Source organism: Pygmaiobacter massiliensis (assembly GCF_900199435.1).
In the GTDB taxonomy this organism is placed as follows: domain Bacteria; phylum Bacillota; class Clostridia; order Oscillospirales; family Ruminococcaceae; genus Pygmaiobacter; species Pygmaiobacter massiliensis.
In genome coordinates this window covers 1,235,204-1,257,480 of the sequence record NZ_OAML01000003.1, presented here as the reverse complement: position 1 = coordinate 1,257,480, position 22,277 = coordinate 1,235,204, and the positions used below count along the sequence as shown (strand labels likewise).

Below are 22,277 nucleotides of genomic sequence, written 5' to 3'. Positions count from 1 at the left end.
GGCGGCGTCCACTGCAAGATGATAGCTTAATGCAGATGCGCCGTTTTGTTCTTTTAAGAATTACTTTTATTTTTGAGCTCTTCCAAAAAAGCGCTGATGCGTTTGAGCGCCTCAGAAAGATGTTCAATGGAATAAGAGTAGGAAATACGAACAAAGCCCTCGCCAGAATCGCCGAATGCTGTACCGGGCACAACTGCAACTTTCTGAGCATAAAGCAGCTGTTCACAGAATTCTGCACTGGAAAGCCCGGTTGCCTTGATAGATGGGAAGACATAGAAGGCGCCCTCCGGCTCAAAGCAGGTCAGGCCCATTTTATTAAGTGCGTTTACCAGCAGCTTGCGGCGCATATCGTACTCTTGGCGCATTGCTTCAATTGCGTCGTCACCATCGCGCAGTGCAACCAGCGCTGCGTACTGGCTGGTAGTTGGCGCGCAAATAATGCCAAACTGATGGATTTTGACCATGATGCGCATAATCTCCTGCGGAGCGCACATATAGCCAAGGCGCCAGCCGGTCATGGCATATGCCTTTGAAAAGCCATTGACGTAAATGCAATGCTCTTTCATGCCCGGCAGGGCAGCAATGCTCACGTGGCGCTGACGTCCATAGGTCAGTTCCGCATACAGCTCGTCCGTAATTACCATAATATCTGTGTCGCGCAGTAGTTCTGCCACGGGGGCAAGATGTTCTGCACGCATAACGGCACCCGTGGGATTGCCGGGGAATGCCATAATAATAGCCTTGGTCTTCGGCGTAATGGCTTTGCGCAGACCTTCAGCCGTAATGCGGAAGCCGTCCTCTGCATGCAGCGGCATCGGCACCGGTACACCGCCGCACAATTCGCACAGCGGCGCATAGCTGACATAGCAGGGCTCCGGAATGATAACCTCTTCCCCTTCGCCGGAGTTGAGCAGCGCACGCAGCGCAAGGTCGATTGCCTCGCTGCCGCCGGTGGTTACCGCAATTTCGGTGGCGGGGTCATACGAAAGGTCAAACCGGCGTTCCAGATAATCTGCAATCGCATTTCGTACCTCCGGCAGACCGGCATTGTTGGTGTACCATGTTTTGCCGCGTTCCAGGCTTTTGATGCCAGCATCGCGGATCATCCAGGGCGTTTTGAAATCAGGTTCGCCTACACCTAGCGAGATGCAATCCTGCATCGTCGCCGCAAGGTCAAAAAATTTACGGATACCGGACGGCTTGATTTCTGCCGCACGGCGCGCAATGATAGATTCATAATTCATTAATTGTTATACCCTCTCTCGTCAGCTTCGGGCGCATAGCTTACGCCATGTTTTTTATAGGTGCGCAACACAAAATGCGTTGCTGTAGAAAGCACGTCATCCATTGGGGAAAGGCGCATCGCAACAAACATTGCAATCTCCTGAAAGTTCTTGCCGGACATCACCAGCGAAAGGTCATATCCACCGCTCATCAGCATTACGCTCTCCACTTCGGGGTAAAGGGCAATACGGGTGGCAATTTCATCAAAACCATGGTCTTTTTTAGGCGAAACACGCAGGTCAATCAGTGCTTTCACACGGTCTACCTCTGTTTTCTCCCAATCAATCAGCGTTTTATAGCCTTTGATGATACCTTGCTGTGTATATTCATCGATGGCGGCAGCCACCTCTGCGGGGGTCGCATCGACCATGGCGGCGAGTTCTTCGACGGAAAGCCGTGCGTTTTCCTCCATCAGCTTCAAAAGATCTTTCATAACAAGCCCTTCCCTTCGTAAGTGGTTTTATTTTATTTGCGTCAAATGATATTTTATTATACATTACATTTGGCAAATTGTAAATTATCTGCTATAATGCTCTTTATTAATCTACAATTTTTGCCTTTTTATTTCAAAGATTTTATTTTTACGGAGGTACAGGCATGAAAGCAGTTATTACCGTTGTTGGACAGGATACTGTGGGCATTCTTGCACGTGTAGCAAGCGTATGCGCAGACCACAGTGTCAATGTGGAAGAGGTAACCCAGAGCATTTTGGGTGGCACCTTTGCTATGATCATGGTTGTCGACGTAAGCAAATGCACCGTAGCTTTTGATGAGCTGCAGCGTCTGCTGACCGCCGCCGGCACTGAAAAGGGCGTTGAAGTCAAAATGACGCGCCAGGAACTTTACGACGCGATGCACCGAATCTAATCGGGTTTGCCGTATTGTTCGGCCGATAACTGCATTGTTTTTTCATCTTAAGTATACCAGAAAGGAACCTCTCCATGCTGAACACCACCGATATTTTGGAAACGATTCGCATGATCACCGACGAGAACCTGGACGTACGCACTGTAACCATGGGTATTTCTCTTCTTGATTGTGTTGATGAAGACCCGCACAAATGCTGCGAGAAAATCTATAAAAAAATCACCACCAAAGCGGCAAATCTGGTCGCTGAGGCAGAAAACATCAGCAACACTTATGGCATCCCCATCGTTAATAAACGCATTTCAGTTACCCCCATTGCGATGATTCTTGCAGGCTGCAAGAACCCTGACCCTGTTGAATTTGCACTGACTTTGGACGCCGCAGCAAAAAAAGTAGGCGTTAACTTTGTAGGCGGTTTTTCTGCACTGGTGCAAAAAGGATTTTCGGCGGGCGATATCGCACTTATCAATGCCATTCCTGAAGCGCTTGCCAAAACCGATATTGTTTGCAGCAGCATCAACATCGGCTCTACCAAAGCAGGCATTAATATGGACGCTGTGGCAATGATGGGTAAAGTTGTGCGCAAAGCTGCAGAAATCACGGCTGACCGCAACTGCATCGGCCCGGCAAAGCTGGTCGTTTTCTGTAATGCGCCCGAGGACAACCCTTTTATGGCCGGTGCATTCCACGGCCCCGGCGAACCCGATTGCGAGATTCACGTCGGCGTTTCCGGCCCTGGCGCAGTGCGTGCCGCTCTTGCGAAAGACAGCGAAGGCATGTCGCTTGACCAGGTTGCCGAGCTGATTAAGCGCACCGCATTTAAAATCACCCGCATGGGCCAGCTGGTCGGTAATCTGATGAGCGAGCGTTTGGGCGTTCCCTTCGGCATTGTTGACCTGTCGCTTGCCCCTACCCCGGCTATCGGTGACTCTGTTGCTAATGTGCTGGAAGAAATGGGCCTCGAAAGCTGCGGCTGCTGCGGCACTACGGCTGCTCTTGCCCTGCTCAACGACGCTGTTAAAAAAGGCGGCGTTATGGCCAGCAATGCAGTTGGCGGCCTTTCCGGCGCTTTCATTCCGGTTTCTGAAGATGCCGGCATGATTGCCGCTGCCGAATGCGGCAGCCTGTGCATCGAAAAGCTCGAAGCGATGACTGCGGTTTGCAGTGTTGGCATCGATATGGTGGTCATCCCCGGTGATACCCCGGCTGAAGTCATCAGCGCACTGATTGCAGACGAAGCCGCTATCGGCATGGTCAATAGCAAAACCACCGCTGTCCGCGTTATCCCGGCTATCGGCCTTGAAAAAGGCCAGCAGCTCGATTTTGGCGGTCTGCTCGGCTACGGCCCCATTATGGATATCAGCAAATTCTCCCCTGCCAAATTTATCGCGCGCGGCGGCAAAATTCCCGCACCGATGCAGGCACTCAAAAACTAATTTCAACTGCGCAGCCTTTGTGCAATACCTTTTGAAACAAGAGCAGCAACCATGCATTTTTCGCATGGTTGCTGCTTTTTCTTTGTTTTTACACCAATATGGTTGACAAATAACAAGGCAACAGGATATAATGGCAACAAACATTTAGATGTTTTTCTAATTATCAAACAAACATAGAAAGCGAGTGTTTTGCAATGCTGCAAATAGAACATTTTTCTAAAATTTACGCAGGCGAAAAGCGTGCGGTAGACGACCTTTCGCTCACCGTGCGCAAAGGTGAAATTTTCGGCTTTATCGGCCACAATGGTGCCGGCAAAACCACAACCCTGCGCAGTATTGCAGGCATTTTAGATTTTGAAGAGGGCATCATCACCATCGACGGCCACGATGTGCAAAAAGACCCCGTTGCAGCAAAACAGGTAACTGCCTTTTTGCCCGACAATCCGGACCTTTATGATTTTCTTTCCGGTATTGATTACCTGAACTTTATTGCAGATATCTATGGCATCTCTGCGGCGCGCCGCGAAGAGCTGATTCGCAAATACGGCGATGCCTTTGAGCTGACCGGCGCGCTGGGCAGCAGCATCGGCAGCTACTCACATGGCATGAAACAAAAACTCGCTCTCATCAGTGCTTTGATTCGCGAGCCTAAGCTGCTGATTCTCGATGAGCCGTTTGTAGGGCTGGACCCCGTGGCCGCACACACCGTCAAAGGCTTTCTGAGAGAACTATGCGACCAAGGCAGCGCGGTGCTTTTTTCGACCCATGTGCTGGAAGTTGCACAAAAGCTCTGTGACCGTATTGCAATTATCAAAGCCGGCAAACTTGTCATTTCTGGCGACACCGCCGAAGTGGTAGGCAACTCTTCACTGGAAGAAGTTTTCCTCGAACTTGCCGCCAAAGAAAGCGAGGGCGGTACTCTGTGAAAATTTTCTTCGCATTAAGCCGCATCAATCTCAAAGGGCTTCTGCTCTCTTCCAGCCAACACCGCAAAGCGGGCAAAAAGGCCGCCAGTGGTGTAGGGGCATTGCTGCTGCTTTCGTTTATTGCGCTGTACATTGGCTGCATTTACAGCTTTTTGCTGGCAAGCCAGCTTGCCCCTGCTGGCGGGGCCGACCTTGTGCTGCCGATTATGAGCGCGATGGCCGCAATGGCAAGCTTTATCTTTTGCATTTTTAACGCCGCCAGCTTCGTGTTTGGTGCCAAAGATAACAATCTGCTGCTCAGCCTGCCAATTTCATCGTTCGTAATTGTTCTTTCTAAATTAGCGGCTCTTTATTTAGAAAATCTCTTCTTCTGCTTTTGCATTTTGCTGCCCGCCACCATTGCTCATGTCGCTTTTGGTGGGTCACTTCTTTCGGCTGTTGTTTTCTTTCTCCCGGTGGCTCTGCTGCTTCCGCTGCTGCCCTCTGCACTGTCGCTGGTGCTTTCGTTTTTGGTTAGCCTGTTTGAAAGCCGCTCCAAACACCGCGCGCTGCTGAGCATCGTATGCAACCTGTTATTCTTTGCAGCGATTATGATTGGCTCGCTTAAGCTAAACAGCAGCCTTGCTTACGTGGCCCAAAATGTTGAGGGCATGCGCAACGCGCTAGCCACTTACCTTCCTCCGTTTTACTGGGTGCGCGACTGCATTGCCGACGGCAGCATCGTTGCTTTGCTGAAACTGGCTGTGCTTTCTTTAGGCCTTATTATTGCGGTTTCTTACCTGTTCTCTAAAACTTATAAGTCCCTCATTTCCAAGCTGGAAAGTCGCAGTGCACGCAATGATTACAGCCTCGGCACACAATCGGCCACCAGCATGCGCAAAGCTTTGCTGCGCAAAGAGCTGCGCAAATATTTTGGCTCTTCGATTTATCTGTTCAATACGATTATCGGACCGCTGATGCTGGTAGGCGGCAGCATTTATGGTTTGTTTGCACGTTCCACGCTGCTCGAAGCACTCGGTGGCATGGGCATGCCCGGCTCAGAGCTTTTGCCAATGGTCTGCGCCGGCCTTGGGTTTCTGCTCGCTATGTCCTGCATCACCGCCCCTTCTATTTCCCTGGAAAGCAACCGCCTTTGGATTTTAAAAGAAGCACCGATTGCGGTGATGGATATTTTCCGGGCAAAGTTGGAACTTCACCTGCTTATTATCGTGCCGTCTGTGGTATTTGCAGTGCTTTGCTTTGGCTTTGTATTAAGCCTTAGCGCTACCCACGTTTTACTGCTTTTGCTGCTGGGCATTACGATGACCTTTTACGAAGGGCTATTCGGCTTGTGGGCGAATTTGCTGCTACCAAAGCTTGACGGCGTAAACGATACGGTAATTGTAAAGCAGAGCGCAAGCGTTTTGGTTTCCATGCTGGGTGGGCTGTTGCCGGTTGGTCTGGGCGCACTGCTTTGCTGGCTGTTGGGACGCTTATTGGGCATCACCTCTGTTTTATGGCTGGTCTGGGTACTGCTTATCATCGGTTGCCTGCTGTTGCATCGCCTTTTAAAAACACGCGGTGTTGCAAAATTCAATGCACTTTAAACTGCTATTTTTTTAATCTAAAAAACGGATAGACGCTCTGCGCGTCTATCCGTTTTTGCTTTAGCGATGCTATTTGCTGTCTGCGCCTTGTTGCCGTTAGCTGGCGTTGGTGGTCTGCTGCTTGGGTGCTGTTCCCATCTTGCCACCCTGCATACGGCCACCTTGCGCCGAACCCGCACCATAAATGATATCCGTCAGTGTAATGGTCTGTGCCTCCGCCCCAATTTGCAAAGTATATGTGCCGCCTTTCTCAAGGCTTGCACAGCTGATTAAAACAGAATTAAACTGTTTTGCCGAAGTATAGCTTGCCAACGTTTCGCCATTTGCGTTTTTAAGCGTAACTGCGGTGCCGGCAGCTGCAGCCGTTTGGGTGTTGATTAGTATCGCGCCTTGCGTAGAATCGCTGCCAAAATTTTGTGCCATGCCCGCGCTGCCTACTGCTACAAAAACGCCTCCGGAAATTTTCGCGTTGCCCGAATAGTCAAGCGCGCCGTTGCCGTCGTTTGTTGGGCCAGCCACATAGGTTTCCCCACCGGTTACGGTCAAATCGCCGTTAGAATCCACACCATCACCGCCGGCATCCACCGTTAACTTACCGCCAGAAATCAAAATGTAAGCATTTGCGTCAGTATGGAAGGTATCACCGCTGTTCATGCCGCTTGCATCGTTACCGCCCGCTGCATTCAGCCCATCATCGCTGGCAGTCACACTGATATTTCCGCCGCTGATTTCGATGCTCTGCCCTTCTATACCCTCATAGCTTTTTGCAATCGTTAAATTGCCCGCAGTTATCGCTGCCTGTGCATCGGCATGGATACCGTCATCGCCTGAGCTAAGCTGAAGCTCACCGCCATTTACCTGCAGATTGCTGTTGGAATGCAACGCATCATCTCGCGCATCAATGTTCAGTGTGCCACCCTGTATATAAAGCCCTGCTGTTGCTTTTATGCCTTTGGTAGAAGTCGAATTTTCCGCTTGTGCTTGGGTCGCACTGCTCTCTGCTGAAGTGCTCGGCTCTGCTTGTGGCTGGGCAACTGCATCTGCAGTAGCCCCTTCCTCTCCGTTTGCTTCTGGTGCGGTGCCTTCTGGCGGCGCATTCTGCCCTTTTTGTGTAGCGCCTGCTACCGGTATACTGCCGTCTTCCTGGCCCTGTGGCAGCTCCGGCATATCCGCAGGCCGCTCCCCATTTGCCGCAGGCTCTGTGCCATTTGGCATCTGCCCACGCTGCGGGCGCTCACCTTTACCGGTTGGTTGTGCCGTTTGTTTTGCAACAGCGTTATCACTGCCACCGCCAGCGGTGATATTCATTGTTCCATTATCCACTTGCACCACGCCAGAAGCATCCAGTCCATCGCCCGATGCATTTAGCGTAAAGGTGCCATTTGCAATATAGATAAAGCCCAGAGCGCTGTCTTTGGTATTCTCTGCGTGGATTGCATCCTTACCCGCCGTAACGGCAAAAGTCCCGTCAGCAATTCGTACACTGTCATTTGCCGTTACGCCTTGGTTTTGGGCATTAACAGTATAATTGCCACCGGTAAACACCAGATCGTCTTTGCATACAATGCCATGCCCGTATGCCGCATTTACCGTCAAATTGCCTTGCCCGTTAAAGGTAAGGTCTGATTTTGAAAATACAACACCATCGATATTATTATCATCAATCGCTACAAATTCCTGCGTATTGGAAAGTGTATTGTTACTGCCCTGCGCAAGAGTGACAAATACTTTTTCGGCCTGTTTGATATATAGTGCAGCGGAAGTGTCACTGTTGATCTGCACTCCATTAAAAACCAGGCGCACCTTTGCATTCTCGTTTGTGTCTACAATAATTTGCCCATTGGTAAGAGTACCACTTATCACATAGGTGCCTTCTTCACTAATGGTTACTGACTCCTCTGAAAGCTCGATTGTTTTCGCTGTGCTCGTATCATATCCAATCTCTTTGTCATTGTCGGTAAACATTTGAAAAATGTCCAAAAGCCCTGTGCCGGCTATTGCAGAGGATGCTCCTGTACTGTCAGACTGCCCGGTTTGGGTGGTTGTCGCACTACATCCTGCAAGTGACAGCGCAAACGCCAACGCTACGATAAACGCAATTATTTTCCTATTCATACTTACCTCCTTAAAGCTCGCAGGTATTCATTTCCTGCCGGGAAATCGAAATTTCAAGGTTGCCGTTGCGGCAACGCAGCTGGTCAATAAATTCTTTTTCTTTAGACGCCTCTTTTAGCGTTAGATTATAGGTTAAATTAAACAGGCTGCCCATATTAGTGGTTTTCACGTTAACCACTTCACAGTGGGTGGTGTAGCCCTCAAATAAATCGTCAAAAACGCCACTGTAGTCCAAATCTTCTGGTATTGTGATGCGCATGGTTTTTTCAAGTGCGGTGCTGCCTTTTGCGCCAAGCCCAAGCGATTGGTACAGCAGGGTAACGGCGATAAGAATCAATGTAAACAATGCGGCAAAAGCCAGGTAGCCCATACCGGTTGCCAGTCCTGCACCCATCGCAAGAAAAATTGCACCAATCTCTTTTGCGGTCCCCGGCACGCTGCGAAACCGAACCAAAGAAAACGCGCCTGCCACAGCTACGCCGGTGCCTACATTGCCGTTCACCAGCATAATAACCACACAGACCACTGCCGGAATAATAGCAAGTGTTACAACAAAGCTTTTGGTGTATCTGCTTTTATAGGTATAGCCCAAAGCGAGCACAAGCCCCAGGGCCAATGCCACGCCAAGGCAGAGTAAAAAGTCATTTAAGGCAATAGTGGTTGTGGTTGTGGTATCGAATACCCCTTTAAAAATCGAATTCTGCACGTTTATGCTCCTTCCATGCTTGTCATTAGCTGCTGATATACGGTGCCGTATTTGGAAAATGAAGTCTGGTAGATTCGCTGTTTGGTGAGTATCTCGGTCATCCAAAGCGGGAGTGCGCCAATCGTTTTCAGCTCCATCAAAACTTTGTCCTCGGGCAGTATCAAGGTGCCATATGGCTCGGCGCAAAGCGAAAGCTCTTTGGTTCTCCAGCGGATATTCTCATCAAATGTCACCCGAAATTCCGGATCTTCTTTTGCATAAAAAGCCTGCCGCTCGTAAGATAAAAATACTTTGGGCATCAGCTTACCGTAAAACGCGCGAAAATAATCCAGCTCGCGGGTAATTTGGCTTATTTCAGGTGGCGCCGCTTGTTCGCAAAGGTAGGCCATTGCGTCCTGTTCTGGCATTGCAACCCTTCTTTTATAAACCACCGATTTGTATTTTTTCTTTAGCTCGACAAATACCGGCGTTTGGGCGGTAGCGATACCGTAAGCACGCACCCGCAGCTTTTCTTTATAAATGGGTTTTCCCAGTGAGCGGCGTACCAGCAAATCGCTCGGGGTATCAAAATAGATATTGCAAATGGTGCTCCGGCCAAAGGCATCTTCTTGCATTTGTTCCGCTATGGCCTGCCATATCTCGTGTTGCTGCTCCCTGGTAATCAAATACTTCTTTTCATATCGTTTGAAAACAGTTGGTGTTTTTACCATCTCCGCTCTCCTTTCTGCTCTCGTTGCGATATTGCCATTATAAAGGCCTAACTTAAAACCAAGTTTAAATTTTGCTTTTTCTTGCAAATCTTTTTACAACAAAAAACAGCCCCGAAAAATTCGAGGCTGTTGGATGGAGTGCTTGGCTAAAAAAGCGCGGTGAATTCAATGGAGCGCGTATCCTTACTGTGCGCTGTTAGCTTTCCTTTGTGCTGCTCTATAATAGACTGTGCAATCGAAAGGCCAATACCGTATCCCCCTGCTTTGGAATTGCGTGAAGAATCCGCTCGGTAAAAGCGTTCAAACATTATATCATGGCTTCCGGGCTCTATGCCGTTTACGGTATTTCTGACCCAAAGCCGATTTTTTTTGCCTTGTCGGCTTAACTTCAAGCTAATTTTGCCCTCTGCGTCGGAATAGCGAATTGCATTTTCCAGCAATATTGACACCACTTTACGCAAAGCTGCCTCATCACCAAAACACGAAATCCCGTCTTCTATTTCCAGCATCAATGTTTTTCCGCTGGTCTGTGCAAGCGGCACAAAAGGTTCTGCTTCTTCTTGTACCGCATCGGACAATGAAAAATCAACCATGGGCAGTTTGGCATTTTCTTCATCCATCCTTGCCAGAGATACTAGCTGCACTGTCAGCTCTGTCAGCCGGCGAATTTGATTGCGCGTGCTTTGGGTCCATTCGCTTTCACCGCTCTGCATCTCGATAATCTCGGTGTTTGCACCTATGATAGTAAGCGGAGTTTTTATCTCATGCGAGGCATCGGTGATAAACCGTTTTTGCTTTTCGTAGCTTTCGGCCAGAGGCTTAATTGCGAATTTGGATAAGACATAAACGAGAACAAAAACACCAACCAACCCCGCCGCCGCTACCATTAAACTCGTAACTAAAAAGGAGCGAAAGGTGCGCAGGTCTCGTCCGCAATCAAGAAAAACGATCATTGCCTTATCGCCATTTTTTGAAACACTATATTTATAGTCTTGAATAAAACCATCACCGCGGCCGCTGGCATAAGCTTTTTCTGCCATCTCATTAGCCACTGCTGTATTAATTGCGGCAATCGACCCCGTATCAGCAGCCAACGCCCTTCCCGACCTATCTACGTACACTGTAAAAAAGCGGGTTTCGTATGGTGTTTCGGGTGAAACATTGTGCCGGTCTTTTTTTTGCTGTATTGGTTCGCCTTCCACCAATTTGGGAAAGCGTCCCTCATTTTCAGCGAGGATATGAATCAGCTCGTCTGCTCTTTGGTTGATATTATAAAATGTTACCCCGTTAATCACGCCAAGAATTACGACAAGCACTGCCAAAACAGACAAGGTTGATACAATAATCATTTTGGTGCGCAGTTTTTTAATCACGCTTGCGTCACCTCCAAAGAATAACCTGTGTTTCTGGTAGCTTTAATGCTAATGTCGGCCTTTAATGTGGCTAACTTTTTCCTTAGATAGGAGATATACACCCACACAACGTTCATCTCGGTTTCACTGTCGTAACCCCATATTTTTTCCATAAACCGTTCCGTCGGTATTATCTGTCCTGGGTGAAGCATCAGCATCTCCATCATCTGGAACTCTTTATTGGCAAGCCGAAAGACACCACCTGGTCCGCTCAACGCAAAACTTGCGCGGTTTAAACTAAGGTTGCCTACACACAGCACTGCATCGGTTACTTGATTTTGTCGCCTTGTCATGGCACGAATGCGAGCGAGCAATTCTTTCGTGGCAAACGGTTTGCCCAAATAATCGTCTGCACCAGCATCTAAGCCAGCTACTCGGTCGTCTATTTCGGTTTTTGCCGTCAGCATTAACACCGGCACATCCTTACCCTGTGCGCGTAAAGCGTGCAATACCTCCAAGCCATTTTTCTTCGGCATCATAACATCTAAGATGACTCCATCGTAACTTTCTGTTTCCAAATAATCCAGCGCCTCTTCGCCGTCATATACTGCGTCTACCGAATAATTATTATGTTTTAATATTGCTACCAGTGCATTGGAAAGCTCTTTTTCATCTTCTGCCAATAGCAAGCGCATCGCATTCCCCTCGCTTTCTGGATAAATTATACCTCATTTGCCTTAAAACTACTTTAAAATAAATCGGTTTTAGTCCACATGCGGTATTACTGGGTTTATTTTACCACAAAATAAAGAAAATCGGAGACTTCTTGTTGCGGCAAAGCAAACTACTCTTTGCCACTGGAAACGCACGTTACTTTTGTTCAATATGCATCGCCATTTTTCGCCCGAGTATGTTACAATAGCCGTAAGGAGATGAATGTAATGCAGCAATCCACTCAAGAGTTTATTGCGAGCCTTTTGCGGCCACGTGACCCCTTAAGTAATAAAGGTTCGCACGGGCATGCCCTGCTTTGCTGTGGCAGCGCAAGGTATCGCGGCGCGGCGCGCCTTGCTTCAGAAGGTGCTCTGCGTACCGGTGCGGGTTTGGTTACGCTGGCCGCTACCGAAAAAGTTTTAAATATTGTACTGCCGGCTTTGCCGGAATGTGTCTGCTTACCGATGGAGGAAGCTGCAAGCGGCTCTCTTTCAGCAGCTAGCTTGCCTCAACTGCTTTCTGCCAGCAGCAAAGCAACTGCTATACTTTTTGGCTGCGGGCTCTCTCAAACAGAAGATACCAATGCAGCTTTGCTTGCATTGCTCACAGATACCACACAGCCACTGGTGCTGGATGCTGACGGGCTCAATTTGCTTAGTACACAGCAACCTTTTCATTTTGAGCGTGCGGCCATACTTACACCCCACCCTGGAGAGATGGCACGGCTTTGCCATACTACAACAGCGCATGTACTTGCAAATCCGGCAAGCACCGTGCAAAAGTTTGCCATACAAAGCAATGCCGTTGTACTGTTAAAGCTACATCGTACACTGATTGCTCTGCCCGACGGCACGCTTTACCAAAACACCACCGGAAATGCTGGCCTTGCACGTGGCGGCAGTGGTGATGTGCTTGCTGGGATGATTACGGGTTTGCTTGCACGAGGGTACTCCCCTGCTGATGCCGCTTTAATTGGCACTTATCTGCATGGTGCTGCCGCAGATGCCTGCGCTGACGTCACAAGCGAAGAGACGATGTTGCCGCAGGATCTTTTTGCTTTTCTACCGCCTTTGTTGCGAGTATAAGTGTACAATAAAAAAATATTTTCAATTCTTCTTGATATATTACATATAATGGTGTAATATAATATTAAATACTACATTACATGTTTAGGAGAATTGTTATGGAAAAGTTGTTTCGTAATGCACAAGACCCCGTAAGTTGCGGTACCCACGCATTAGGGGCATTGCTGGCTTTACTGGGTGGCTTTTTTATGTTAGTGCGCGGGGCAGAAGCCGGCAGCTCTGCTCGGGCCGTTGCTTCAGCAATGTGCTTTTGTCTTTCTATGATTGCACTTTATTCGGCAAGTGCCATTTATCATTTTTACCCAGGCAACACTTCCAGCACCGGTGTTAAAAAGGTGCTGCGCAAGGTAGACCATAGTATGATTTACGTGCTGATTGCAGGCAGCTACACCCCGTTCAGTTTAATGATGCTCCCTCCACAAAAAGGCACTATCTTCTGCGCAGTTTTATGGGGCATTGCCATCATCGGCATCTTAGCAAAAATTCTATGGATTAACGCTCCCCGTGTGCTTACCACTTTGCTTTATCTTGCGATGGGTTGGTCAATTCTTTTTGTCATCCGCGACTTTGACATTTCACATCCCGGTTGCTTGTTTTTGGTTGCCTTAGGCGGCATCTTCTATTCTATCGGTGCTGTGTTCTATGCACTAAAACGGCCAAATCCTTCTGCGAGTTTTGGTTTTCACGAAGTTTTTCATGTTTTTATTCTGCTAGGCTCGTTTTCGCATTATCTTGCGGTTTTCTTATTTGTATTATAAATCCCTGGATTTAAAAGCTGCTTTACGATAAGTGAAGCAGCTTTTTTTACTATCTTTTACAAAAATTTCTTTTTTGTGCATAGGTGCGACAGGTTTTTTATGATATACTGTTAACAGTTACGCGCTTTTTTCACTGTCGCGAAACGGTATTTTTTAACCATGTTATTACACTGAGGGAGGTTTCCTGTTTGGAACAACCAAGACATCGCGCGCCCCAAAGACGGCGACGCAAAAAGAAAAAGAACTACCGGCCTGCAATTATGCTCACGGCAGTTATATTGGCCATATTCATGCTGATCGGTGTAGGCGTATACGTTTACCTTGATAACCTTGTCAACGAAGGCGATGCCGGTCAGCTTACACCAGATATTGTTCCAACGGAGCCGGAAATCAGCAAAAAAGTAATTAATCTTCTCGTAGCCGGTATCGATTATGATTCCGATGACGATGGGCGTGATTACTCCGATGGCCTGGGCATGACCGACGTTATTATGTACGTCAGTTGCGATATTGAAAAGGGTTCGATTCGTATGCTTCAGATTCCGCGCGACAGCTATGTTGGAGAAAATGCCCCCACGGGCGGCACTGGCAAAATTAATGCGGTTTACAGTCATGGTGAAGATTCTCGCAATCGCATTTCAAACCTTGCAAAAGTGGTGAACGAGCAATTCAAACTGCCTGTCGATAATTATGTTACGATTGATATGGCCGCTTTCAAAAAGCTGATTGGCATTTTGGGAGGTATTGAGATGTACGTTCCCTGGGATATTACTGATCCAGAGGGCAATACCGTGCCACAGGGTACTCATTTTGTAGACGGAAATACCGCTGAGTGGATCGTCCGGCAGCGCAAAGAGTATAATGAGGGCGATCTAAAGCGTTTGGAAGTGCAGCAGTATTTTTATGCAGCCGTATTTAAAACGTTCATGACCTTCCCCATGTCGGACCTCATCAAAGTTGCTCCCGGCCTTGCCAGCTACATCAATACCGACCTGAGCATTTCTGAAATGCTTTCTTTGTTTGGCTGGCTGCAAAAAGTGGATAGCAGCAACATCGGCATCGCACGCTGCCCCGGCGGCAGTCTGTATGAAACCAACGGCCATAAAGGCATGTATGGCATTAACGCCGAAACGCTTGCTCCACTCCTTAACGAGCATTTTAGGCCGTACGGCACACCGGTAGACGCCAGTGAGCTGGGCTTGCCGAAAAACCTAGAGTTCCCGGTTGGTGAGATTGCCGCATCTATCAATTTTATTGGTCAGCTTTCCAGTGCCGCAACGGAATAGTTTTAAAACAAGTGCCACAGCGTGACTGAGAAGTTTGTCTAAACAAAATCTTATAAGGACCTATAGTCCCAGAAAATGGCCTCTCAAAAGAGTAGATAGCAAACGATGCTGTCAATCACTTTTGAATTTGCGATGTTTCGGGAGTATCGGTCCTTTTTCTTCGCTTTTTACCGCCTACCTACGAAAGGTTTGTTTTGTAAGGAGGAGATTATGAAACCGGTGATATGCCCACATTGCAATGCTCAAGTGCCTATTTCTTTTCGCGGCAGATGGCCTGTTTATGCAGAATGCCCGCAATGCAGTCGCCTTTTGATTGAAAAAAACAAACAAATTGCTCGTATTCTTTTTTGGATTTTAACACTTGTCCCTTACATTTTTCAAAGCCGTTTGGCTTCCGTTGCTAGCACTTACTATGATTTCTCTGTAGGAGAAAAAATTTTGTTTTTCTTACTGCGGGCCGGGATTTATATCATTTGTCTTTATGCCATTGACTTAATTATTTATTATTTTTTTCGCGATAATTTTCACTTGCATCGCATGCAATAGCTTTTAGGGTGCCTTTGCGAGCGCACAGTATAACAGGAAACACAATACCTGTTGCTATGCCATAAGAGGATTTCTGCCACTCTTCCATATCACACGAATTACGATAAAAAAGCCCTCTGTGTAAAACACAGAGGGCTTTTTCGTGATCCAAATTAGATCAATTCAATGATCGCCATCTCAGCAGCGTCGCCGCGGCGAGCGCCGATTTTGATGATGCGGGTATAGCCGCCGTTACGGTCAGCATACTTCGGGCCGATCTCGTCGATCAGCTTTTTCGCAACATCTTCTTTGGTGATGAAAGAATAAATCTGACGTTTGGTGTGCAGGCTGTCCTGCTTGCCAAGCGTAATCATTTTTTCAGCAACCGCGCGAACCTCTTTTGCTCGGGTCACAGTGGTTTCAATCTTCCCGTTCTCGAACAGGTAGGTGACCATTGCTCTGAGCATTGCCTTACGGCTATCGCTGGTTCTGCCAAGTTTTCTGGTACCGGGCATCCCAATTCACTCCTTTGCGGTGTTATTACTCGTCTTCTTTGTTCAGCTTGAAGCCGAGGGATTCCAGTTTTGCGATAACCTCTTCCAGGCTCTTGCGGCCAAGGTTACGCACTTTCATCATCTCGTCTTCGCTCTTGTTGGTCAAATCTTCGACCGTGTTGATACCTGCACGTTTCAGGCAGTTGAAGGAACGAACAGACAGGTCGAGCTCTTCGATGGTCATCTCAAGCACTTTTTCCTTGCCTTTGTCGTCTTTTTCTACCATGATTTCGGTATCCATCACTTCCTGAGACAAGTTCACAAACAGGTTAAGGTGCTCGGTCATCACGCGTGCTGCAAGGCTTACAGCCTCTTTTGCATTAATGGTGCCGTTGGTCCAAACCTCAAGCGTAAGCTTGTCGTAGTCGGTGATCTGGCCTACACGGGTATTTTCCACCGTGTAATTGACCTTCAGTACCGGAGTATAGATACTGTCGATGGGGATTGCGCCCAGCGCAGTAAACTCGGCATTTTTGTTACGGTCAGCCGGGACGTAGCCGCGGCCACGGTCGAAGACGAGCTCCATAACGAGCTTAGCGCCTTCGTCCAGTGTAGCAATGTGCCAATCCGGATTCAAAATTTCGATTTCAGCATCCTGCTGGATGCTGCCTGCAGTGACTTCGCCTTCACCAGAAGCCTCAATGCGAACGGTTTTGGGGCCGTCGGAATAAAGCTTTGCAGTGACGCCTTTCAAGTTGAGAACAATCTCAGTAACGTCTTCTTTAACGCCCTCGATGGTAGAGAACTCATGCACGACGCCGTCAATCTTCATAGAGGTGATAGCAACACCCGGAAGAGAAGACAGCAAAACACGGCGCAGGCTATTGCCCAACGTAGTGCCAAAACCGCGCTCGAGAGGTTCCACAACGAACTTGCCGTAGCGACCGTCCGCACTGAGGGCGGCGGTATCTATTTTCGGTCTTTCGATCTCTATCATGTTAAAACCCTCCTTCTTGTGCAAAAGCTGCCCAGCAGCCTTTGCCAAATATTCGCATTCCCAATGCTACTTTGGGGTTATTTGGAGTAAAGCTCAACGATGAGATGCTCTTCGACGTCGAAGTCGATGTCAGCACGGTCAGGCAGACGGGTAAGGGTAGCCTTGTAGTTGTCTTTCTCAAGGTTCATCCAAACCGGGGTCGGACGGCCAGAGTTTTTCTCGCTGCACTCTTTGATCTTCTCGCAGTCACGGGTACGCAGCTCAATCACGTCGCCCTCTTTGCAGAGGTAAGATGCGATGTTAACGGTTTCGCCGTTGACAGTGAAATGGCGGTGAAGAACAAGCTGTCTTGCCTCTGCACGGCTCATTGCGAAGCCTGCACGGTAAACAACGTTGTCAAGTCTGCTTTCAAGGATCCGAAGCAGATTTTCACCGGTGATGCCGGCCTGACGCTCTGCCATAACAAAGTATTTGCGGAACTGGCTCTCGAGCACACCGTAGTATTTTTTAGCTTTCTGCTTTGCACGCAGCTGTACGCCGTACTCAGAGACTTTTTTGCGAGCCTGGCCGTGCTGGCCGGGAGCAAAGTTTCTGCGGGTAAGCGCGCATTTGTCGGAATAGCAACGTTCGCCCTTCAAAAAGAGCTTCTGTCCTTCACGACGGCACTGGCGGCAAACTGCGCCTGTATATCTTGCCATGTCTGTTTCCTCCTTAACTTAAATGCGGCGACGCTTCGGCGGGCGGCATCCGTTGTGGGGAATGGGGGTAACGTCCTTGATCATATTTACCTCCAGACCGGCAGCCTGCAGCGCACGGATAGCGGCTTCACGACCTTGGCCGGGGCCCTTAACGAATACTTCAACCGATTTCATGCCATGCTCCATTGCGGCTTTAGCAGCAACCTCTGCAGCAGTCTGAGCTGCATACGGAGTGCTTTTACGGGAGCCACGGAAGCCCTGGCCGCCACTGCTTGCCCACGACACGGCATTGCCCTGTACGTCGGTAATAGTGACGATGGTGTTGTTGAACGTGCTCTGGATATGAGCCTGACCACGGTCAATGTTTTTACGCTCGCGTTTACGGCGCGCGCCAGCTTTGCGGGCAGCGGCTGTATTAGCTTTTGTTGCCATGAACCTTTACCTCCTTTGGGTATTACTTTTTCTTGTTCGCGACGGTGCGCTTCGGGCCTTTGCGGGTACGCGCATTGGTTTTGCTGCGCTGACCACGGACAGGCAGGCCTTTGCGATGACGAACACCGCGATAGCAACCGATCTCGATGAGGCGTTTGATATCCATCGCGCTGTTGCGGCGAAGGTCGCCTTCAACGATGAAGTGTTTGTCAATATACTCACGGATGAGAGCGACTTCATCTTCGGTAAGATCTTTAATGCGGGTATCGGGGTTGATGCCAGTCGCTTTGAGGATCTCGGCTGCGGCGCTGCCGCCAATGCCATAGATATAAGTCAGACCGACTTCAACACGTTTTTCTCTGGGCAGGTCTACTCCGGCAATACGTGCCATAATTCCTTGCACCTCCTATTTAAATATTGCGTCTTAGCCCTGACGCTGTTTGTGTTTCGGATTGGGGCAGATTACCATAACGCGACCTTTGCGTTTGATAACCTTGCACTTTTCGCACATCGGTTTCACGGAAGGCTTTACCTTCATAATGGTACCTCCTTATTGCTTCACTCTTATTTAGAGCGCCAAGTGATGCGGCCTTTTGTTAAATCATAGGGCGACATCTCAAGTGTTACTTTATCTCCGGGCAGTATGCGGATGAAATTCATACGCAGCTTGCCGGAAATGTGAGCCAATAACTGGTGACCGTTTGCGAGCTCTACCTTAAACATTGCGTTTGGCATTGCCTCAACTACGGTACCTTCTACTTCGATTACATCGTCTTTAGACAAGCTCCTACCCTCCTTAGGTCGTGGAAAGCGTGGCAGTTAATTCTGCTATCGCTTTTTTGAGCAGTTTGTCAGTCGCCAGTGCTTCTTCACTGAGCGTTTTATTGGTGGCAGCAAGATGTTTTTGCTTTTTTGCTTTGGGTTTTGCAACCCGCCGCTCTTTGCCGTTGGCAATCAGTGCCATATCTCCCTCGATGCCGAGCACCGCGAAGTATAACCCCTGATCACGCCCAGCTTTCGAAAGAACGACCTGGCCTTTATGATAGTCCATTTCGTCCCCCTCTATTCCGGGTCTGTGAGGATAACCGGCCCTTTTGCCGTAATTGCTACCGTATACTCGAAATGAGCACTCAGAGAGCCATCACGGGTCCGAACCGTCCAACCATCGGGCATCTGCCGCACCGGCGGCTTTCCTGCATTGACCATGGGTTCGATCGCGAGCACCATGCCAGGAACAAGGCGCGGGCCCCGACCGGGAGTACCAAAATTCGGGACTTCCGGGTCCTCATGCATGTCAGTGCCAATACCGTGACCGACGTAGTCGCGTACTACGGAAAAGCCGTTTGCTTCAACAAAAGTCTGTACTGCGTGACCAATATCACCAATTCGCGCGCCCGCGACAGCAGCCGCCAAACCGCGTTGCAGCGATTCTTTGGTAACATCCATCAACTTCTGGGCTTCTTCGCTGATTTTGCCTGCCGCAAATGTGGCAGCATTGTCACCGTGGTAGCCTTGATAGACAGCACCTGTGTCGATGCTTACTATATCACCCTCGCGAATGACAGTATCATCGGGAATGCCGTGGATTACCACGTCATTCACCGAGATACATGCACTCGCCGGAAATCCGCCATAATGGAGGAAGTTCGGTTTTGCGCCCTCGCTGAGGATATAGTCATAGATGATTTTGTCGATCTGGGCAGTGGTGACTCCGGGTTTCACAGCTTTTCCGCCGAGCGCGAGCGCCCGGGCCGAAATTCTGCCCGCATGTCGCATCAACTCGAGTTCTTTCGCCGTTTTTACAGAAATCACATTATGCCTCCAATGCTTTCAGTACGAGCGCGGACGTGTCCGCCACGAGCCCGTTACCTTCTACAACGACCAACTTGCCACGTTCTGCATAAAAGTCTTTTAAAGGCTCTGTCAGCTCGTGGTAAATGTTTAAACGCTCGACAACCGTTTCGGGCTGGTCGTCCTCGCGGGCAATCAGCTCACCGCCGCAGCGATCGCACTTATGCGGGTCGCGGCTGGGGTTGTGCGTAACGTGGTAACTGGTGCCGCACGACACACAAACAACTCTGCCGGTGAGGCGCTGCACAATCACTTCGTCCGCAACTTCAAGGTCAATCACCTTGTCGATTACGATGCCGAGTCGCTCGATGGCCTCAGCCTGAGCGAGCGTGCGGGGCACGCCGTCCAGGATGAAACCGTTCTGGCAATCCGGAGCCGCCAGTCGCTCCTTGATGATCTGAATAATCACATCATCAGGAACGAGGTGGCCCTGATCAATCAGAACTTTTGCTTGTTTCCCCATTTCGGTGCCGGTTTTAATCGCTTCGCGGATAATATTGCCGGTGCCGATGACAGGGATATTCAGCTCTTGGCTGATGATTTCGGCCTGAGTGCCTTTACCAGCACCCGGTGCGCCTAACAGAATAATATTCATGGCGGAGTTGCCCTCCTCTTCTTTATTCCAAGAAGCCTTTATGGTGTCTCATGAGCATAAAGCTCTCCATTTGGCGGGCAGTATCCAATGCAACACCAACGACGATCAGCAGCGAAGTACCGCCAAGCTGAATGTTGATGTGAGTCAGGTTACCGATAACGATCGGCAGCAGAGCTACGATTGCGAGGAACGCCGCACCGACAAAAGTGATTTTGCTGAGCACCTTCACAATAAAATCGGTGGTGGGCTTGCCGGGGCGAATGCCCGGGATCGCGCCATTGTTCTTACGCAGGTTATTGGCAATTTCTACCGGATTATACTGAATCGCAACGTAGAAATAGTTGAAGCCAATGATCAGCATGAGGTAGATCAGCGCATAGCCCAGCTGATTGTAGTTAAACCAGCCCAAGAAAGTGGACCAGAAACCATCATTAATCTGGAACAGTGCTTTGATCGTGCCAGGGATACTGATCAGTGCCGATGCAAAGATGACGGGCATAACGCCGCTCATATTCACCTTAATGGGGATATGAGTGGACTGACCGCCGTACATTTTACGGCCAACCACGCGTTTTGCATACTGAACCGGAATACGGCGCTCAGCGCTGGTCATCACAACGATGAAAGCAACACTGATAACAGCCAAAACAAGGATCAGAAGCAAGAACAGAATGTAGTACCAGGGATAAGATGCGAACATCTCGCCCTCAGCACTCATAAAGTAGTATTTGTAACCATCGCCCAGCATACCGCTCAAGGAGGTAGCACCCTCAGCTTTGCCCTGGAAACCGTTGATGATGCCAAGGACATAGCCGTAGATGGTGCCGGGAATGGTACCCATACGAGAGACGATACCGGCGAAGATCAGCAGCGAAATGCCGTTGCCAATGCCTTTGGTATCAATCTGTTCACCGAGCCACATGATGAGCATGGAGCCTGCGGTGAACGCGAAGACGATAACGGTGGCAGTAAACCAGCCATAGCCGCCTTCAGTGTAGAGAACTGCATTTTGGTTGCGAAGCAGGAAGTAGTAAGCGATAGCAAGCGCGAAAGCAATGCCGCAACCCGTGTAACGGGTGATGCGGGCAAGCTTACGCTGGCCTTCGGGGCCTTCTTTCTGCATGCGCTCAAGAGCGGGAATCGCAACCGTGAGCAGCTGAATGATAATGGAAGCATTGATATAGGGCTGCACGGACAACGCGAACAGGGTAGCCTGTGCAAACGCGCCGCCGGTCAGCATGTTGATGTAGCCCAGCAGGTTGCCGGAGCCTTCAATCATATTTGCAAGCTGAGACGGGTCCAAAAACGGAACCGGGATCGCAACACCAACTCGGAAGATAACAATGATGAGCAGTGTAAAGAGCAACTTCTTACGAAGGTCCTCAATTTTCCAAGCATTTTTAAATGTCTTGAACAAACTACTTCACCTCTACCTTCCCGCCTGCCTTCTCAATTTTCTCTTTTGCGGAGGCAGTAAAGGCAGCGGCCTCTACCGTCAGCTTTTTGGTGATTTCACCGTTGCCAAGGACTTTTACGCCATCGTTGACCTTTTTGATCAGGCCAGCTTTGAGCATTGCAGCGGTATCAACCACAGTGCCGTCTTCAAAACGATCCAGGTCGCTGACCTTGATGGTGGTGTAGACGGTAGCAAAAATGTTGTTAAAGCCACGCTTCGGCAGACGGCGAGCCAGAGGCATCTGGCCACCTTCAAAGCCCGGGCGTTTTGCACCGGAGCGAGCTTTCTGACCTTTGTGACCGTAACCAGCGGTTTTACCGTTGCCGGAAGCTGCGCCACGGCCCTTGCGTTTCGCCGGGCGAGTTGCGCCAGCAGCGGGTTTCAATTCATGGAGCATCATTTTA

Annotated in this window: 27 protein-coding genes; 8 read left to right on the top strand and 19 right to left on the bottom strand. The window is 49.2% G+C overall.

All coding sequences use genetic code 11. From position 1 onward, the window contains the following. Positions 1-53: 53 nt before the first annotated feature. The gene (locus C1A11_RS10620; RefSeq protein WP_102050434.1) at positions 54-1,244 is read right to left on the bottom strand and encodes an aminotransferase class I/II-fold pyridoxal phosphate-dependent enzyme; all 1,191 of its coding nucleotides are present in this window, start codon (positions 1,242-1,244) and stop codon (positions 54-56) included. Next, positions 1,244-1,717: an Lrp/AsnC family transcriptional regulator gene (locus C1A11_RS10615; protein WP_102050433.1), complete on the bottom strand. Its 474-nt coding sequence runs from the start codon at positions 1,715-1,717 to the stop codon at positions 1,244-1,246. Before C1A11_RS10615 ends, C1A11_RS10620 begins: the two co-directional genes overlap by 1 nt. 164 nt (positions 1,718-1,881) lie before the next feature. On the opposite strand from C1A11_RS10615, the gene C1A11_RS10610 reads away from it, so the two are divergent. The 4 genes from C1A11_RS10610 (at position 1,882) to C1A11_RS10595 (ending at position 6,099) form a co-directional block, all read left to right on the top strand. Further along, positions 1,882-2,151, top strand: coding sequence for an ACT domain-containing protein (locus tag C1A11_RS10610; protein ID WP_102050432.1), 270 nt, complete (start codon positions 1,882-1,884; stop codon positions 2,149-2,151). 74 nt (positions 2,152-2,225) lie between these two features. Beyond that, complete coding sequence (locus C1A11_RS10605; RefSeq protein WP_102050431.1) at positions 2,226-3,587, top strand: PFL family protein; 1,362 nt, start codon at positions 2,226-2,228, stop codon at positions 3,585-3,587. A 194-nt stretch (positions 3,588-3,781) separates the two neighbouring features. Beyond that, entirely contained in the window at positions 3,782-4,513 is a 732-nt protein-coding gene (locus tag C1A11_RS10600; RefSeq protein WP_102050430.1) for an ABC transporter ATP-binding protein, read from the top strand. Then, on the top strand, positions 4,510-6,099 hold the full coding sequence (locus C1A11_RS10595; protein ID WP_102050429.1) for a hypothetical protein: 1,590 nt from the start codon (positions 4,510-4,512) through the stop codon (positions 6,097-6,099). The genes C1A11_RS10600 and C1A11_RS10595 overlap by 4 nt, the downstream gene beginning before the upstream one ends. A gap of 96 nt (positions 6,100-6,195) precedes the next feature. Here C1A11_RS10595 and C1A11_RS10590 read toward each other — a convergent pair whose 3' ends face one another. From C1A11_RS10590 to C1A11_RS10570, 5 genes are all read right to left on the bottom strand, one after another. Beyond that, on the bottom strand, positions 6,196-8,214 hold the full coding sequence (locus C1A11_RS10590) for a carbohydrate-binding domain-containing protein (RefSeq protein ID WP_102050428.1): 2,019 nt from the start codon (positions 8,212-8,214) through the stop codon (positions 6,196-6,198). 10 nt (positions 8,215-8,224) lie between these two features. Next, a complete protein-coding gene (locus C1A11_RS10585) occupies positions 8,225-8,920 on the bottom strand; it encodes a DUF4956 domain-containing protein (protein WP_102050427.1) in 696 nt (231 codons plus the stop codon). 2 nt (positions 8,921-8,922) lie between these two features. Next, positions 8,923-9,630, bottom strand: a complete 708-nt coding sequence (locus C1A11_RS10580) for a polyphosphate polymerase domain-containing protein (RefSeq protein WP_102050426.1) — start codon at positions 9,628-9,630, stop codon at positions 8,923-8,925. 146 nt (positions 9,631-9,776) lie between these two features. Next, positions 9,777-11,003 (bottom strand): sensor histidine kinase, encoded by a 1,227-nt coding sequence (locus C1A11_RS10575; protein WP_102050425.1) that lies wholly within the window; start codon positions 11,001-11,003, stop codon positions 9,777-9,779. After that, complete coding sequence (locus C1A11_RS10570; protein WP_102050424.1) at positions 11,000-11,677, bottom strand: response regulator transcription factor; 678 nt, start codon at positions 11,675-11,677, stop codon at positions 11,000-11,002. The genes C1A11_RS10575 and C1A11_RS10570 overlap by 4 nt, the downstream gene beginning before the upstream one ends. 246 nt (positions 11,678-11,923) lie before the next feature. On the opposite strand from C1A11_RS10570, the gene C1A11_RS10565 reads away from it, so the two are divergent. From C1A11_RS10565 to C1A11_RS10550, 4 genes are all read left to right on the top strand, one after another. Further along, positions 11,924-12,781 carry an NAD(P)H-hydrate dehydratase gene (locus tag C1A11_RS10565; protein WP_102050423.1) on the top strand — a complete coding sequence of 286 codons (858 nt, stop codon included), beginning with the start codon at positions 11,924-11,926 and terminating at the stop codon, positions 12,779-12,781. A 98-nt stretch (positions 12,782-12,879) separates the two neighbouring features. Beyond that, positions 12,880-13,539, top strand: coding sequence for a PAQR family membrane homeostasis protein TrhA (trhA, locus tag C1A11_RS10560; RefSeq protein ID WP_102050422.1), 660 nt, complete (start codon positions 12,880-12,882; stop codon positions 13,537-13,539). Positions 13,540-13,727: 188 nt separating this feature from the next. After that, the gene (locus C1A11_RS10555) at positions 13,728-14,825 is read left to right on the top strand and encodes an LCP family protein (RefSeq protein WP_145995755.1); all 1,098 of its coding nucleotides are present in this window, start codon (positions 13,728-13,730) and stop codon (positions 14,823-14,825) included. 210 nt (positions 14,826-15,035) lie between these two features. Next, positions 15,036-15,371: a hypothetical protein gene (locus tag C1A11_RS10550; RefSeq protein WP_102050420.1), complete on the top strand. Its 336-nt coding sequence runs from the start codon at positions 15,036-15,038 to the stop codon at positions 15,369-15,371. Between the two features lie 152 nt (positions 15,372-15,523). Here the strand turns inward: C1A11_RS10550 and rplQ are convergent, their stop codons facing one another. The 12 genes from rplQ to rplO form a co-directional block, all read right to left on the bottom strand. Beyond that, on the bottom strand, positions 15,524-15,865 hold the full coding sequence (gene rplQ, locus C1A11_RS10545; RefSeq protein ID WP_102050419.1) for a 50S ribosomal protein L17: 342 nt from the start codon (positions 15,863-15,865) through the stop codon (positions 15,524-15,526). A 25-nt stretch (positions 15,866-15,890) separates the two neighbouring features. Continuing rightward, a complete protein-coding gene (locus C1A11_RS10540; protein WP_102050418.1) occupies positions 15,891-16,841 on the bottom strand; it encodes a DNA-directed RNA polymerase subunit alpha in 951 nt (316 codons plus the stop codon). Positions 16,842-16,918: 77 nt separating this feature from the next. Next, positions 16,919-17,539: a 30S ribosomal protein S4 gene (gene rpsD, locus C1A11_RS10535; protein WP_102050417.1), complete on the bottom strand. Its 621-nt coding sequence runs from the start codon at positions 17,537-17,539 to the stop codon at positions 16,919-16,921. A gap of 18 nt (positions 17,540-17,557) precedes the next feature. After that, a complete protein-coding gene (gene rpsK / locus C1A11_RS10530; protein ID WP_102050416.1) occupies positions 17,558-17,971 on the bottom strand; it encodes a 30S ribosomal protein S11 in 414 nt (137 codons plus the stop codon). A 22-nt stretch (positions 17,972-17,993) separates the two neighbouring features. Further along, positions 17,994-18,362 (bottom strand): 30S ribosomal protein S13, encoded by a 369-nt coding sequence (rpsM, locus tag C1A11_RS10525; RefSeq protein WP_102050415.1) that lies wholly within the window; start codon positions 18,360-18,362, stop codon positions 17,994-17,996. 33 nt (positions 18,363-18,395) lie between these two features. Continuing rightward, complete coding sequence (gene rpmJ / locus C1A11_RS10520; RefSeq protein WP_102050414.1) at positions 18,396-18,509, bottom strand: 50S ribosomal protein L36; 114 nt, start codon at positions 18,507-18,509, stop codon at positions 18,396-18,398. Positions 18,510-18,535: 26 nt separating this feature from the next. After that, on the bottom strand, positions 18,536-18,754 hold the full coding sequence (gene infA, locus C1A11_RS10515) for a translation initiation factor IF-1 (protein WP_102050413.1): 219 nt from the start codon (positions 18,752-18,754) through the stop codon (positions 18,536-18,538). A gap of 13 nt (positions 18,755-18,767) precedes the next feature. Next, positions 18,768-19,022: a KOW domain-containing RNA-binding protein gene (locus C1A11_RS10510; RefSeq protein ID WP_102050412.1), complete on the bottom strand. Its 255-nt coding sequence runs from the start codon at positions 19,020-19,022 to the stop codon at positions 18,768-18,770. 11 nt (positions 19,023-19,033) lie between these two features. After that, a complete protein-coding gene (gene map, locus C1A11_RS10505) occupies positions 19,034-19,783 on the bottom strand; it encodes a type I methionyl aminopeptidase (RefSeq protein WP_102050411.1) in 750 nt (249 codons plus the stop codon). Between the two features lies 1 nt (position 19,784). Next, positions 19,785-20,417 carry an adenylate kinase gene (locus tag C1A11_RS10500; RefSeq protein WP_102050410.1) on the bottom strand — a complete coding sequence of 211 codons (633 nt, stop codon included), beginning with the start codon at positions 20,415-20,417 and terminating at the stop codon, positions 19,785-19,787. A gap of 22 nt (positions 20,418-20,439) precedes the next feature. Beyond that, positions 20,440-21,834, bottom strand: a complete 1,395-nt coding sequence (gene secY / locus C1A11_RS10495; RefSeq protein WP_102050409.1) for a preprotein translocase subunit SecY — start codon at positions 21,832-21,834, stop codon at positions 20,440-20,442. 1 nt (position 21,835) lies between these two features. Beyond that, a complete protein-coding gene (gene rplO / locus C1A11_RS10490; protein ID WP_102050408.1) occupies positions 21,836-22,273 on the bottom strand; it encodes a 50S ribosomal protein L15 in 438 nt (145 codons plus the stop codon). Positions 22,274-22,277: the final 4 nt, after the last annotated feature.